Source organism: Microbacterium sp. P26, from assembly GCF_023712585.1.
In the GTDB taxonomy this organism is placed as follows: domain Bacteria; phylum Actinomycetota; class Actinomycetes; order Actinomycetales; family Microbacteriaceae; genus Microbacterium; species Microbacterium algihabitans_A.
Window position 1 is genome coordinate 16843 of sequence record NZ_JAMAXZ010000008.1, and the last position, 14668, is coordinate 31510.

Consider the following 14668-nt stretch of genomic DNA (forward strand, 5'->3'; position numbering starts at 1 on the left):
ATGCCATGTCCCGGTCCGCGTGACCGACTCGGCGTCCGAACCACACGAAAGAAGGAAGCATGGCTGGAAAGGCCACTGGCGACCGCCGCAAGCCGCGGAAGGGCGCCAAGAACGCAGCCCCCGCGAAGGCAATCCGCGTCGGCGTCATCGACTACAAGGACGTCCCCACCCTCCGCAAGTTCATCTCGGAGCGCGGCAAGATCCGCGCCCGTCGTATCACCGGTGTCTCCGTGCAGGAGCAGCGTCTGATCGCCCGCGCCATCAAGAACGCGCGCGAGATGGCTCTTCTGCCCTACGCCGGCGCCGGCCGCTAAGGAGCACCCGATGGCAAAGCTGATTCTCACGAATGAGGTCACCGGGCTCGGTAGCGCCGGTGATGTTGTCGAGGTCAAGAACGGGTACGCCCGTAACTACCTCATCCCGCAGGGCTTCGCCGTGTCGTGGAGCCGTGGTGGCGAGAAGCAGGTCGCGTCGATCCGCGCCGCTCGCGAGACCCGTGCGATCCACGACCATGAAGAGGCCGTGTCGCTGAAGAACACGCTCGAGTCGAACACCGTCAAGCTGGCCGTCAAGGCCGGCAACGAGGGTCGCCTCTTCGGTTCGGTCAAGCCCGCCGATGTCGCCGACGCCGTCAAGGCCGCCGGTCTGGGCGAGCTCGACAAGCGCAAGATCCAGATCACCTCTTCGATCAAGTCGGTCGGCGAGCACGAGGCGACCGTTCGCCTGCGTGACGACGTCACTGCCGTGATCACCCTCCAGGTGGTCGCCGCGAAGTAATTCGCTGCACTCTCGAGAACGGCCCCGTTCCTGCTCCGGCAGGGCGGGGCCGTTCCGCGTTCGCGGGGCGCGGGGCGCGAGGCCCCTGAGCTTGTCGAAGGGCCCGGGGCACCGCGGGTTGGACCTGCCCGGTTTGGGGCAGGTTTTTGCGTGTGGGGCGTGAATTGTCCGCCCCGACGTACAGATTGCGCCCCAAACCGGCCCCTGGGGTGGCTTCGACAGGCTCAGCCAGCGCAGCCGGCTCAGCCACCGCAGTCGGCTCAGCCACCTCGCAACAGCCATCGCGCGTCACACGACACATGGCCGACACACCGCCTGCCTAGGCTGACGCCGTGCAAGAGCGATCCGGGCGTGTGGTGGTGTTCTCGGCATCCGTCGTGCTGCCCATCACGGCCCCGCCGATCCGCGACGGCGCGATCGCGGTGGCCGCGGGGCGCATCCGCCACGTGGGCGACCGCGCCTGGGTGCTGCACGAGCTGGACACCCGCGGACTCGCCTTCGATGAGGTGCACTGGCCCGGCGTGCTCACCCCCGGCCTCGTCAACGCGCACTCGCACCTGCAGTACACCGGCATGGCCGAAGTGGGGCAGGGGCGGTATGCGGGCTTCGAGGAGTGGGCGCACGCGTTCCAGCCGGTGTACGAGCGGGGCTTGGATTGGGGGGCGGATGCCGCGGCGGGAGCCCGCGCCATGATCGCCGCCGGAACGACCGCCGTCGCCGACATCGTCACCGACGTCGAGGCCGCTTCGGCGCCGCACGACGCACGACTGCACGGCATCACCTACTGGGAGGTGATGAGCTGGACGAACGAGGCCTGGGCCGAGCGCGGGCGCGCGGAGGTCGAGGCGCGCCTGGATGCGCTGCCGGCACCTCCGGGAACCGGGCTGTCGCCGCACGCGCCGTATTCGCTCGACGTGGAGCCGCTGCTCGAGATCCCCGACATCGTGCGTGAGCGGGGGAGTCGCCTGCACCTGCACCTGGGCGAGGCGGCCTTCGAACGCGAGCACGGCGAGGCGGTGTCGTGGCAAGAGAAGCGTCCGGCGAGCTTCATGGCGTTGCGCGACGAGGGCATCGGCACGGGTGCGACGGAGTTCGTCGACGAACTCGGCGTGCTGGGCCCCGACTGCCACATCGCCCACGGCGTCTACATGACCGCGCGTGATCGGGCGACGCTGCGCTCCCGCGGCACGACGGTGGCGCTCTGTCCGCGATCGAACGCCGTGATCGGGTTGGACGAACCGCCGATCGCCGCGTACCTCGTCGAGGGCAACGCGATCGCGGTGGGGACCGACTCCTTGGCATCCAGCCCCTCTCTCGACCTTCTCGCCGACGTCGCCGAACTGCACCGCCTCGCGCGGGCGCAGGGATACGCCAACCGCGACCTGTCGGCGCTGCTGCTGCGGGCGGCGACCCTCGGAGGAGCGCACGCGATGGGCCTCGACACCGGCCCCGCCCGCACCGGATACCTCGCCGTGGGCGCCGTGGCCGACCTCGCCTTCTTCGACATCCCAGGGCCTGCGGGCTCGCCGGGGGCGATGTCGGGGGTTGATGACACCATCGAGCACCTGGTCGTCGGCGCAGCCGGACGCGCCGCGGCGACCTTCATCGACGGCGAGGTGCGCTGGGCATCCGCCGCTTTCACCGAACAGACCGGAGTGCGCGCATGAACGACGACCGCCCCGCCACCGCTCGCCTGCTCGATCTCGAGGCGCACCCCGAGGGAGGGTGGTTCCGCCGCATGTGGACAGGAACCTACGCCGTCGACACCCCCGCGGGGGCGCGGCCGGCGGCGACGTGCATCCACTACCTGTTGACGCCCGACGAGCGCAGCGCGTGGCACGTCGTCACCAGTGATGAGGTGTGGCTCTGGCATGGCCCTGGCTCCCTCGAGTTGTCGCTGGGCGGAGACGGCGAGACGCCGGGTGAGGCGCAGACCGTGACCCTGGGGCCCGATCTCGCTGCGGGAAACGTTCTGCAGCACACGGTCCCTGCGGGTGTCTGGCAGGCCGCGCGGCCTGCCGGTGATGCGGAGGTCGTGGTCAGCTGCCTGGTGTCGCCCGGCTTCAGTTTCGACGACTGGCGTCTCGCCGAGTAGACCGGCCCGGGCACGCCGCGACACCGGATGCCACCCCCAATAGCTGGCATCCGGTGCCCGTCGAACGTGACTCAGACGGTTGCGCGGCGGCGACGCACCACGAGCAGCGCGCCCCCGAGCATCAGGGCCACGAGACCCGCGATGCCGAGGCCGGCGGCCGAAGACCCGTCGGATCCGGTCATGGCGAGCGACGAACCGGCCTTCGCGGTGCCCGTGGTGGCGAGGGGAGCCGACGCCGAGGAGGCGACGGAGCCGATCACCGTGGGAGTGCCGGAGATGCCGGGGGTGCCGGGCTGGCTGGGCGTGCCGGGCTGACCGGGGAGACCGGGGAGGCCGGGCAGGCCAGGGAGGCCGGGGGTTCCCGGCTCCCCCGGGGTTCCGGGGGTGCCGGGCTGACCGGGCGTTCCGGGCTCTCCGGGCTCACCGGGCGTTCCCGGGGTTCCGGGGGTACCGGGCGTTCCGGGCTCACCAGGCGTTCCAGGCTCACCGGGCGTTCCCGGGGTGCCGGGCGTTCCGGGCTCACCGGGCGTGCCAGGCGTTCCCGGGGTACCCGGGTTTCCGGTGTTCGAGCCGTCCGTGTCGCTGTCACCGATCACCGAGACGGCGTTGCCGCCGATGGTGACGGGCAGGTTGATCGGGATGAGCACCTGGTTGCCGCCGCCGATGCTGCCGGAGCCGTCGGTGATCACGTCACCGATGCCGCCGGTGGAGCCGCCGGTGGTGGTGGCGCCTCCGCTGTGGCTGTCGCCGATGCCCGAGACGGCGTTTCCGCCGACTGTGATGGGCAGGCCAATCGGGGCGATGACCTGGTTGCCTCCGCCGATTGAGTCGGTGCCGTCGGTGACGATGTCGCCCGCGCCGGTCCCGGTGCCGGTCGAACCGCCGGTGGTGTCGGCGTTGTCGGTGCTGCTGTCGCCGATGCCCGAGACGGCGTTGCCGCCGACCGTGATGGGCAGGCCGATGGGAGCGAGCACCTGGTTGCCGCCGGCGGCGCTGTCGCTGCCGTCGGTCGTGACGTCACCCGAGCCGGAGCCCGAGCCGGTCGATCCGCCGGTCACACCGGCATCCGAGGTGTCGCTGTCGCCGACACCCGACACGGCGTTTCCGCCGATCGTGACGGGCAGCTCGATCGGGGCGAGGATCTGGTTGCCCCCGCCGATCGAGTCGGTGCCGTCGGTGGCGACGTCACCCGAGCCGGAGCCCGAGCCGGTCGATCCGCCGGTCACATCGGCATCCGAGGTGGTGCTGTCTCCGACACCCGAGACGGCGTTTCCGCCGATCGTGACGGGCACCTCGATCGGGGCGAGAACCTGGTTGCCCCCGCCGATCGAGTCGGTGCCGTCGGTCGTGGTGTCGCCCACGCCCGAGCCGCCCGTGGAGCCGCCGCCGGTGGTGGTGGCGTCTTCGGAGTGGCTGTCGCCGACCACCGACACGGCGTTTCCGCCGATGGTGACGGGTGCCTCGACGGGCAGGCCGACCTGGTTGCCGCCGAGCACGCTGTCGGTGCCGTCGGTGGTCGCCTCGCCTGCGCCCGAGCCTGTGCCCGAGTCCGCGGAACCGCCGGTCGAGGCGTCTTCGCTGTGGCTGTCGCCCACGACCGAGACGGCGTTGCCGCCGACCGTCACGGGCACCTCGACCGGCACGATGGCCTGGTTGCCTCCGCCGACGCTGTCGCTGCCGTCGGTGGTGGTGTCGGCCACGGGAGCCGGGGCAGGCGCGGCCGGGGCCGGAGCCGGGGCCGCCGGAGCCGGCGCGGGGGCCGGTTCTGCGGGGGTCGAGGTGTCGGCGTCCGAGGTGTCGCTGTCTCCGACGACCGACACGGCGTTGCCGCCCACGGTCACGGGGACGTTCACCGACACCAGGCCCTGGTTGCCGCCGAGCAGGCTGTCATCACCGTCGGTGGTCGCCTTGGGGGCGGGGGCCGACTTCGGTGCCGAGGTCTCGGCCTTCTCGCTGTGGCTGTCGCCGATCACCGAGACGGCGTTGCCGCCGACCGTGACCGGGACGTTCACCGAGATCGCCGCCTGGTCGCCCGAGAGCAGTCCGTCTGCCCCCGAGGTATCCGCGGCATTAGCGATGCCGCATCCGGCGACGGCCAAGCCGCCTCCGACGAGCGCGCCCATGAGGACGCGCGAGTAGATCTTGCGCATGAGAGTTTCTCCTGTAGATGAGTGAGGGTGCGCGTGTGCGCGGGGTCGTCAGCCGTGTCGAACACGGCGAGACCGGCCTCAGTCAGGAGAGACGTCGGTGTCGTAGACGGGGACGGAAGGCAGATCGTCGTCGACGTCGCCTCCGCTCGCGAGAAGCACGATCGCGGGCTGCATCGCGGCGTCACCGGCGGTCGCGGGGGTGGTGCCACCCACTCCGGAGCCGGGGGAGGCCGTCGACGCCGAACCGGCGCTGGCGCCCGGCAGCATCAGCGAGTGGGGCTGTGCCGGCGCGCCGTCGTCGGACGAGGGAAGGGCAACGGATGCCGTGACCTCAGGAGCCGCGGCGTCGCTGAACGCGAGGGCGACGTCGACCGTCTGGGCCTCGAGCGACCGGATGCCGGGAGCCGGGGCGGCAGATGCCGGCGCGACGACGGCAGGGAGCGCGACGGGCGCCTCAGCGGGCGCAGGAGCGGCGATGGGCGCCGCAGCCTCCGGAGTCGGCTCGGTGTTCGGGATCGTCGGCACGGGCACCACAGGGCTCGGCAGCGTCGGCAGAGAAGCCACGGGGCTCGGCGCGACGCCTTCTCCACCGGGCTCGCCGCCGACGACGGGGAGCGAGGGCAGTGCGGGAACGGTCGGAAGCACCGGGTCGATCGTGGGCAGCTCGCCGACGACCTCGGGCACCGTCTCGTCGACCGTGTCGCCCACGGTGTCGGTGATCTCGTCGACCACGGGGGCGACGATTCCGCCGACGACGGGCAGCGGCTCCACGACCTCGACGATCGGGTCGACCACGGGCTCGACGACCGTTCCGACGACATCCGCGTCAGTGACGGTGTCGACGACCTCGTTCACCGTGGAGCCTGCGTCGTTCAGGGTGTCGGTGACGGCGTCGTTCACGTCGGCCACGGCATCCGGAACCGCCGACACCACGTTCTGCACGGGCTCGGCGACGGGCGCGGGCACGGCTTCGACGACGGCGGCGGGAGCTTTCTCGACCACCTCGGCGACCGGGGCGGGAGCGGCCTTCTCGACCTTGTCGGTGACCTTCTCGGCGGTGTCGGTGGCTTTCTTCGCGGTGTCATCGACGACTTTGCCCGCGGTGTCGGTGACGTCGTTGACGGTCGATCCGATCGATCCGAAAAGGCCGGAGCCGTCATCGGCAGAAGCCGATGAGGCCGAGACGAAGAGCGAGACGAGCGCGAGCGCGAGGGCCGCGAGCACGCCGAAGAGGGCGATGCGCAGTGTGCGCGGCACCCCACTCTTCAACGTGTCATCCACGATTCGCCCCCCATAGGTGAATCCAAGGTGATTCCTGGGCGGCGACGATACGCCCGCTTTCACCAGAGCAAAAGAGGTCTGGTGAATTTTCGGTAGTCGATCAGCAAGCGGTGGATGACCGGCGACACGCCGTGACGCAAAAAAGATTTGACAGCGGGGCCTCCGGATCGGTAAGCGATCGGGGAGTTATCCCCCGGGTTGTACACATGTGGACGCCGTAGCAGACAACCTTCAACTCCCACTTCACACGGGTTTTACCCAGCAAAGTTGTGGACAGATAAACCCCAGTTCAAGGTCGGTATCACGAGCCAAATTGGCATCCATCCACCGAGTTCTCCACAGCACTTGTGCACAGACATGGCGGCGTTTCCCGCAATCTCTCCACAGAGTTATCCACAGGCCTGTTTGCATGGGAACGGTCGCGTATCTAGCGTGGGGGCAGCCCCCTCGGACAGCGCCTCACCACCCGTGCACGCGTCGATGTCGGACGTTCGTGTTTACGTGCTGCCGAGGCCGTTCCACCCCTCTGTGCCGAAGCCGTTCGCGCGCGCGAGGAGTGCGGAGGGAGGCCCGAGAGCAGAAGGAGAGTCCGTGTCGATCGCCGACATCGCCGAAGAACGTCTCGGTAAAGCACCTCGTCCCGAGCGCACGCCGCCGCACGACATCCTCGCCGAGCAGAGCGCACTGGGCGGCATGCTGCTGTCGAAAGACGCGGTCGCCGATGTCATCGAGACGCTCCGCGGTGGAGACTTCTACGTGCCGAAGCACGAGCTGATCTTCGAGGCCATCCTCACGCTCTACTCGCACGGTGAGCCGACCGACGTCGTCGCCGTGACCGACGAGCTCATCAAGACCGGTGAGCTGCAGCGCGCCGGGGGAGCGGACTACCTTCACACGCTCACCTCGATCGTGCCCACCGCCGCCAACGCCGGCTACTACGCTTCGATCGTCGCCGAGCGTGCACTGCTGCGCCGCCTGGTCGAGGCCGGCACGCGCATCGTGCAGATGGGCTACGCCGGCGAGGGTGACCCGACCGAGCTCGTCAACAGCGCCCAGGCCGAGATCTACAACGTGTCGGGCGACGACAGCGCCGAGGACTATATCCCCCTCACGACGGCCGTGGATGCCGCGGTCGAAGAGATCGAGGCCGCTCGCGGTCGCGACGGGTCGATGACGGGCATACCCACCGGCTTCGCCGGGCTCGACCAGTTGACCAACGGTCTGCACCCCGGCCAGATGATCGTGCTGGCCGCTCGCCCCGCCATGGGTAAGTCGACGCTCGCGCTCGACTTCGCCCGCGCCGCGGCGATCAAGGCGAACGCCCCCTGCATCTTCTTCTCGCTCGAAATGGGCCGCAGCGAGATCGCCATGCGTCTGCTCAGCGCCGAGGGCCAGATCCCGCTGCAGAGCATGCGCAAGGGAACCCTCGACTCGCGCGACTGGACCACCGTGGCCGCGACCCGCGGTCGCATCAACGACGCGCCCCTCTACATCGACGACAGCCCCAACATGACGCTGGTCGAGATCCGCGCGAAGTGCCGTCGCCTCAAGCAGCGCGAGGGTCTGAAGATGGTCGTCATCGACTACCTGCAGCTGCTCACCAGCGGTAAGCGCGTCGAGTCGCGTCAGCAGGAGGTCAGTGAGTTCTCGCGTGCGCTGAAGCTGATGGCGAAGGAGCTGCAGGTTCCGGTCATCGCGCTGTCGCAGCTGAACCGTGGTGCCGAGCAGCGTGCCGACAAGAAGCCAGCCCTGAGCGACCTGCGTGAGTCGGGCTCGATCGAGCAGGATGCCGACATGGTGGTGCTGCTGCACCGCGAAGCGGCGTATGAGAAGGACTCCCCGCGTGCGGGCGAGGCAGACCTGATCGTCGCGAAGCACCGTAACGGTCCGACCGACACGATCACCGTGGCGTTCCAGGGCCACTACTCGCGGTTCGCGGATATGGCGCCGGGGATGTAACGAGGAGGCTTATGGCTTCCAGAACCCGAGCGTGCAGAGCAGCCGGGTCTCGTCGTCGGCATCGGCCGGCGGCTCGATGGCCGGCGGGAACACGCCCCACTGACGCCACTCGTCGGCGTGCGGGGTGACGTGCTCGTTCATCCCCTCGATGAGTTCGGGGGAGAGGTGGAACGGGATGCCGAACTCCTTCGCGATCGACCACGCTTGGAGAGCGCGATACGTCGCGAGGTGCGCGAAGCCCCCGTCGGCCGGGTAGTCGCCGTAGGTGAAGCGGAAGGTGTCGGCGAAGTCTCCGGCCCGCACCGCGGCCGTCGCCTTGTCGTTGAGGGCGTCATACGAGGCGATCGGATCGTCGCCCAGCAAGTCGGCTTCGGCGAACGGATCACCGTCGGCGGCCGCGCACCCCGCGATCACGTCGGGCACCCACGCTTCGTCGTAGGCATGGCGACCCAGGATGCCGAGCAGCGTGGGCGACTCGAGCTGGCTCCACTCCTTCGGCACGGATGCTGAGAAGTCAGCCGGATTGAGCTGATCGACGACCTGGCGGAGCGCGGCGTCGGCTTGGAGAAAGAGAGTGGCGGGGCTCATGGTGGGGAGGGTACTCCGTGGCAGACGCAGAGAACAGTAATCACGTAGTCACCTTCATTACGGCGTCAGCCCGAGGGATGTCGTTCACTGGGAGGATAGCGTCCTCCCAGCGAACGACGGGCAGTCCGTCTAGGACTTATACAAAGCCGCAAGAAATCGGGGCGTAAGACCCGGACCTTTGAAAACCTGATCTCTTGTCTGCCCCGGGTTTTCCGTGATCTCCTCGGTATACGAAGCGGACAATGCATTAAGAACCTTGAGAAAGGTTGGGTCTGAACTCTTGGGGTCGACTCTCGCAAAATTGTGGAAGAAGTTTATGTTCTCGACCTTCTTCAAACGCAACTTCTTCATGAAGTATCCGACCGCTACGTAAAATCGTGCATTCGTGGAATCGTCCATGATGGCCTTTGCCGAATCAAGCTTCAAGAATTCATCTACGGCCTGGAGTAGTTCAAGAGCGGCCGCATAAGCGGGTCTTTTGGCATCCTCGGGAAATACTGCCGCGTATATTTCAGGTTTGCTTATGAGCGATGACGGCCGTGCACGCGCGTCGGCGGGGCGCCCGAGGGCTACCGCAATCATGCCCTGCGCAAGCTGGTTAATCGAGACGATCCGAGCTGCCGGGTGGCTGCTTTTCCGATATTGGTTCTTGCGACGCTCGTAGTACCAGCCGCGCGTCGCGAGATACTCTTCGATTTCGACGTGAATGAACTCGGTTGCCTTGAGCTGGATGTTTGTGATGTTCGTTTGCCGGTTTGTCCCTGCGATTACCTGATCGCGCGTAAAAGAGTCCGCCGCAGTGATGACTCGAACTAGAAGAGACTGCTCCAGGCGCAGATCCGGAATCGACTTTTCGATGCTCGCCAGGTGTATCACGTTGGTCGTCTGCAGACCGTTCACTATCAGTGGTCTCGTCAGATTAATCGCATGGGGAGGCACGTCCTCAACTTCATCCGCAAGGATAGTAACGCCGTTGTTTAGCCACCAGAACGAGGTCGGGGTGTCGGAAGTGACGGTGTCTTTGATCGCCTTATTCACGGCAGCAGTCTCGCCTGCGAAGTCGCGGACGTTCGACTCGAACAGGCCGGGACGAAGCTCACTGGAGTCCTCCCGGTGGATGAACCGGAGATAGTCACTCATCTTTACCAGCCCTACGAACGAGCTGGCCGCCCGCACGAGGTCATGGCTGAATTGCAGTGGAACTTTCATCGCGGGTGCATAGCGAAGTAGCTTACACATGCCAGTCGCCCCGAGTAACTGGGCCTCTGCGGTCCCACCACTAGGAAGCAGAGGTTCGACTGCCAACTTGAGTAGGTTCGCCTTATTGGCCTGGTCGGCAGATGCTTCTAGTGACTCCTGCGCACCTTTCGTGGCATAGTAGAAGTGTACATGAATCATCGGTGACTTTGGTAGCAGATTCGCATAAAGAGACCGGTAGATCCGAGTCCGCTCAAGAAGGGTAGTTTCATAAACCTTCTCGAGAGTGGCTTCATCCGCTCCCCACGGCAAAAGTTGTGTGAGGGCATCCCGCGCACGTGTGATCGGATCACTCTTCCAGCTCGCGCTCCACTTTGACTGGATCACGAATACGTCGATCCGCGGTTCGGGGGCGATTGCCTTAATTGCACTTGCCTGGCCTGTGACTACAGGACTATCGATCGCAAGAATTTCGTTCTCGTTGAGCACAACATAGAAGCTGTCTATGCCCCCATCTTTGGCCTTCTTTACGACCCCATCGGCAATCTCACTCGTCGATGGAGAGTATTCCTTGAGGATTTGAGTAGCCGAGTAGTATTCGAACGCTTCGCCTTCCCCCTTATCGGGATAATTTGCCAAACGCCACTCTTTGAACGCTGCTTCGAGGACGTCCTGGTCCGGAGTATTCGCCATGACGACGAGTGAACCACACAAGTTGGACGGGCGGAGTGGCAATGTCGCGTGGCGCGGCGCATCGGCAGCCGGTGACTTTCGGGAGAGGTGCCCGGGCGAGAAAGGGCTGCTGGCATTAGAGGTCAGCTTCACTGCCTGCACAGTGGAGGTGATCCAACCCGAGCACTGGCTTGCGCGACGAGTGCAGGGGCCGTATCTCAGGCCCTCAAAGCGCAACACGTGGGCATTGCAAACTGTGCACACGCCACCCAGGAACGGCCTCGTCGGACGGAACGACTGTTCGGTGAGCAGCTTCGGTTTCCGACTTGGGTATGCGTGAAATGTCATGGCGCGTGACGGAGGTGTGCGAGGGTAGGGAGGTGGATCGTCGGCATCAGGTGTTCATCAGTTCAACGTTCGCGGATCTCAGAGACGAGCGACGAGAGATCATTCAATCTCTTCTCGAGATGGACTGCATCCCGGCAGGGATGGAGCTCTTTCCAGCGGCCAATGAGGACCAGATGACACTCATACGCGGCGTTATAGACCAATGCGATTACTACCTGGTGGTCATTGGTGGGAGATACGGCAGCATGTCGTCCGAAGGCATCAGCTACACCGAGCAGGAGTATGACTACGCAGTGGCCCGCGGAATCCCTGTCATGGGATTTGTCCCGTCTTCCCCCGAGGATATCCCCCAAGGGAAGACGGATAAGAACGATGGGGCGGCCCGCAAGTTGGCTAGCTTTCAGCGAAAGGTACAAGGCCGAGTAACCAAGGACTATCGCAACGCGGAAGATCTCGGGGGCAAGGTCGCGAGAGGGCTTTCCCAGCTCCGGAAATCCCATCCACGCCCAGGGTGGGTGCGAGGGGATCAGGCCCTGACGCCCGAATATCGGACGGAATTGGCAGAACTTCGAGCTGAAGTCGAGCGGCTTCGCAGGCTGCAAGCCGAGGGCGCAACTGCTCGCGACGAGGCCGAGTTAGACCTTAGTTTCCAGCACGGCTCCGACAAAGTTAAGGTCGCGTGGATATTTGAGAGCGGCACTTCCTTCAATCGCAAGCGCGTTGAGCAGGTGAGCACCTACACGTGGGACGAGGTGCTAAAGGCGTTGGGCCCGTTCATGGTCGACGAGGCTTCGGAGAGGATGCTTCGTGGGGCGTTGGACACACACGTGGCGCAGGACGTCTACAGAAAGAACCAATCGTGGCCGAAAGAGGTGGAGGCGTCTTTCCATGTATCGTCCGCAACGTGGGGTGCCGTCCTCACGCAGCTGCGCGCTCTGCGGGTGATCGCCACGGGCGTCAAGAAGCGAAGTGCGAATGACAAAGACAGCTATCTGAGGCTGACCAAGGCTGGGAATGATTATTTGACGGCGTTGTATGCGTCGAAACGCTCCGGTGCGTGAGTGCCGCGGACCACATGCCGCCGCGCTCGATTCGGGCTGCGCCACCCTCAGCGAGTAAGTGCCAGATCAACTATCCTGTCGCGACAGTCATTCGCTTTTTGCACGAGTGCGGTCGAGTGTCCAGGCCAATCGTTTTGCGGTACATATGTCGAGCTTTAGATCAATTATTGGTGTGTCTTCAGCCTTAGACGAGATGCACTCACCTCCGTCCAGGGCAGTCAGTGTCACGTTGAGCCAGACGGGGCTAAGCACTCCGCCAACCGATAACGTGGCAGCGATCTCCACACGCTCTCCGAGAATTGTTCCGCACCAGTAGTCGGTTTCGGCGTGGATGGCGCACCTGTTTCGGCATGTCGTTACGGTCATGACCCGAAGCTAGCGGTTTTCGAGATCCGGCCGTCCTAGTTATCCACAGGGTGGCTCGATCTGCGCTTGTCCCAGCTGTCGACGTCCGCTCAGTCGGCTCCCACACCCTACTCAGCGTCCATCTCCTCGTCAAGCATACGAGCATCAGATCCATCGGGGTCAGAGAACTCGTAAAGCACGCTTCCAACTAGGGAGTTCACATCGATGGCACCTGGTCCCGGCTCAGTCCGACCCTCAGCATAAGCAAGGCGGACGGCCGAAAGGTAAGCGAGGCGCACGGCCTGTATAACGAGAACTCGACGCAAACCTTCTGAGACTTCGCCACGCTCCCGTGCAACCGCCGCAAGACGAGAAATTGTTTCAGCGCGTCGGGCGATTCGGATGTCGGGGTGGCTGCGATCTGCGCGGATAGCCTCAGTGACGAGGTCGCGTCGAAGGGACGGGGGTAGCGTCACTCGAGGCGATCTAGGCGGGATTTTCTCATTGAGAATTGCCTTGAATCTGGAGTTGTCGATTGCGTCTAAGTAAGCCGTATATTCAGTAGCGTCCAGACGTCGCTTGGCTTCTAGGACCTCTGGGGTCCTCTTCTGGCGGAGATCAATCGCCTCGAACTCCCAAATTGGCCAAATCTCGACGGCTGCTACTTCGAAGAGGTCAAGGATGCGCATAGCGGCTGCATCTGTCCGCTGGTTCGTGAGGTGTCGCCCGAGCCTGACTCGCAGCTTTTCATTCGTCTGACCGACATAAATCGGTTCTCCGTCGTAGTCGTAGAAGGCGTAGACGCCCCACTTGGCGTCAGCCCACTTTCGACCTTCGCTGTCCCTAACGTTCAAGAACTCTTTCAGGAGTCGACGAAACTCCTGAACGTCGGTCGCAGGCAGCTGGCTCTTAGCCGGCTTCTTCGGTGGTGCCAGGCCAACCGTAGCGCTGCTCTTACTGGACACTGGAAACAAGTTTCAATGGCTCGATCGCACGGTCGAGGGTTCCTTTGGCCAGCGGAGCTAGATAGTTGGTTGCGAGCCAAGAGACCGCTGGTACTGCGACTGCGTCTCCGAAGCCGAATAGCGCCTGATTATTACGCACCTGATTCAGGTTGTACGCGTCGGCTCCCATCAAGCGAGCGTATTCACGAGGAGTCATCCATCGCACCTGCACGCGATTGTTGCTGATCTTGACGACGGCTTGTTTCGATGAGCCGCCGCGTGCTGTGCGTAGGCACCCGGAAATATCGTCAGGGCGGACCTCCCAGACGGCGACTCCATTTCGAGTTCGTCGGTAGGCAGTGCGATACGCCGTGCCCGGTGCTCGAAGGTGCACTGACAATCGTTCGCGTTGTATCGGTGACATCGACGCCACGAATGCTTCTACGCGGTCGGGACTCCACCACCTCTCGTCCTCCTCCGCCATGTGCTCTACAAGCTCTCCGAGACCGGTGGTACGCGGGGGCGGAGGGGAGGGGATAGTTGCCTGGTGAGTGCGGAGGGAAACGTCTGCGAACACCCACTGCAGCCAATCGGGACGGAGATCAGAAGCTGTCTCCCCGTCATTGAGGGGCGGGTTGATGGCGCCGACGAGAAAGAGACGGGGGCGAGATTGTGGGACGAACCGACGCGCGTCGATCGCGAGGACGTCGACGCTGTATCCGAGTCTGTTGAAAGCTCTGATGGCCGCTACAAGGTCGTCGCCCCCGTGTGAAGTCGCGAGGCCGGTCACGTTTTCGAGAACAACTATCGGGGGACGGTCTTGTCCGAGCCCGTCGAGTAGTTCGATGAAGTGCCAGAAGGTCCCGGACTGGACACCTCCGAGACCGGCTCTACCTCCTGCGAGCGATAGGTCGGTGCATGGGGATGACGCCCAGGCCAGCGCGGCGTCGCGCGGAAGGTCGCTCGCCTGCACGTCTCCAATGTCCCCGAGATGGAATGCGTGATCGTTCGATGCGCCGAAATGGCCGTCGTACATGGCCTTCTTGTCCGGCTCGTAATCGTTGGCCCACACGACTTGGAAACCTGCGGCCTCGAGGCCGAGACGAGCGAGTCCGATGCCCGCGAAGAACTCCAGGACCTTCGGCTTGCCGGTGTTTATCGACGTCAGGTTGGCCATGAGTGCCAGCGTACAGACACACCGCTCTGCTGCGGCTGAGCGGGTGGCTGGGCGCGCATCACGTCGGCGCTCCC

12 protein-coding genes are annotated in these 14668 nt (G+C 65.0%); 6 read left to right on the top strand and 6 right to left on the bottom strand.

All coding sequences use genetic code 11. The features are described 5' to 3' along the window. Window positions 1-59 precede the first annotated feature (59 nt). The 4 genes from rpsR (at window position 60) to M3667_RS14420 (ending at window position 2872) form a co-directional block, all read left to right on the top strand. Window positions 60-314 (top strand): 30S ribosomal protein S18, encoded by a 255-nt coding sequence (gene rpsR, locus M3667_RS14405; RefSeq protein ID WP_055832386.1) that lies wholly within the window; start codon window positions 60-62, stop codon window positions 312-314. Between the two features lie 10 nt (window positions 315-324). Next, window positions 325-777, top strand: a complete 453-nt coding sequence (gene rplI, locus M3667_RS14410) for a 50S ribosomal protein L9 (protein ID WP_056224965.1) — start codon at window positions 325-327, stop codon at window positions 775-777. Between the two features lie 332 nt (window positions 778-1109). Continuing rightward, window positions 1110-2444: an amidohydrolase family protein gene (locus tag M3667_RS14415; protein ID WP_251509017.1), complete on the top strand. Its 1335-nt coding sequence runs from the start codon at window positions 1110-1112 to the stop codon at window positions 2442-2444. Beyond that, entirely contained in the window at window positions 2441-2872 is a 432-nt protein-coding gene (locus M3667_RS14420) for a cupin domain-containing protein (protein WP_251509018.1), read from the top strand. Before M3667_RS14415 ends, M3667_RS14420 begins: the two co-directional genes overlap by 4 nt. A 71-nt stretch (window positions 2873-2943) precedes the next feature. Here M3667_RS14420 and M3667_RS14425 read toward each other — a convergent pair whose 3' ends face one another. Both M3667_RS14425 and M3667_RS14430 read right to left on the bottom strand, forming a co-directional pair. Beyond that, window positions 2944-5022, bottom strand: a complete 2079-nt coding sequence (locus tag M3667_RS14425) for a chaplin family protein (RefSeq protein ID WP_251509019.1) — start codon at window positions 5020-5022, stop codon at window positions 2944-2946. A 78-nt stretch (window positions 5023-5100) separates the two neighbouring features. Beyond that, on the bottom strand, window positions 5101-6279 hold the full coding sequence (locus M3667_RS14430) for a hypothetical protein (RefSeq protein WP_251509020.1): 1179 nt from the start codon (window positions 6277-6279) through the stop codon (window positions 5101-5103). Between the two features lie 615 nt (window positions 6280-6894). Here M3667_RS14430 and dnaB point away from each other — a divergent pair. Then, window positions 6895-8262, top strand: coding sequence for a replicative DNA helicase (gene dnaB, locus M3667_RS14435; protein ID WP_251509021.1), 1368 nt, complete (start codon window positions 6895-6897; stop codon window positions 8260-8262). A gap of 9 nt (window positions 8263-8271) precedes the next feature. On the opposite strand, the gene M3667_RS14440 is transcribed toward dnaB, so the two are convergent. Both M3667_RS14440 and M3667_RS14445 read right to left on the bottom strand, forming a co-directional pair. Further along, window positions 8272-8850, bottom strand: coding sequence for a hypothetical protein (locus M3667_RS14440; RefSeq protein ID WP_251509022.1), 579 nt, complete (start codon window positions 8848-8850; stop codon window positions 8272-8274). A 129-nt stretch (window positions 8851-8979) separates the two neighbouring features. After that, a complete protein-coding gene (locus M3667_RS14445; protein ID WP_251509024.1) occupies window positions 8980-10872 on the bottom strand; it encodes an AIPR family protein in 1893 nt (630 codons plus the stop codon). Window positions 10873-11099: 227 nt separating this feature from the next. On the opposite strand from M3667_RS14445, the gene M3667_RS14450 reads away from it, so the two are divergent. Beyond that, entirely contained in the window at window positions 11100-12128 is a 1029-nt protein-coding gene (locus M3667_RS14450; protein ID WP_251509025.1) for a DUF4062 domain-containing protein, read from the top strand. Window positions 12129-12601: 473 nt separating this feature from the next. On the opposite strand, the gene M3667_RS14455 is transcribed toward M3667_RS14450, so the two are convergent. After that, a complete protein-coding gene (locus M3667_RS14455; RefSeq protein ID WP_251509026.1) occupies window positions 12602-13438 on the bottom strand; it encodes a GIY-YIG nuclease family protein in 837 nt (278 codons plus the stop codon). Further along, window positions 13428-14594, bottom strand: coding sequence for a DNA cytosine methyltransferase (locus M3667_RS14460; RefSeq protein ID WP_251509027.1), 1167 nt, complete (start codon window positions 14592-14594; stop codon window positions 13428-13430). The genes M3667_RS14455 and M3667_RS14460 overlap by 11 nt, the downstream gene beginning before the upstream one ends. Window positions 14595-14668: the final 74 nt, after the last annotated feature.

Coding starts and splice junctions, on each gene's coding strand:
- rpsR (WP_055832386.1), top strand. CDS start 60: ATGGCTGGAAAGGCCACTGGCGACCGCCGCAAGCCGCGGAAGGGCGCC.
- M3667_RS14460 (WP_251509027.1), bottom strand. CDS start 14,594: ATGGCCAACCTGACGTCGATAAACACCGGCAAGCCGAAGGTCCTGGAG.
- rplI (WP_056224965.1), top strand. CDS start 325: ATGGCAAAGCTGATTCTCACGAATGAGGTCACCGGGCTCGGTAGCGCC.
- M3667_RS14425 (WP_251509019.1), bottom strand. CDS start 5,022: ATGCGCAAGATCTACTCGCGCGTCCTCATGGGCGCGCTCGTCGGAGGC.
- M3667_RS14420 (WP_251509018.1), top strand. CDS start 2,441: ATGAACGACGACCGCCCCGCCACCGCTCGCCTGCTCGATCTCGAGGCG.
- M3667_RS14440 (WP_251509022.1), bottom strand. CDS start 8,850: ATGAGCCCCGCCACTCTCTTTCTCCAAGCCGACGCCGCGCTCCGCCAG.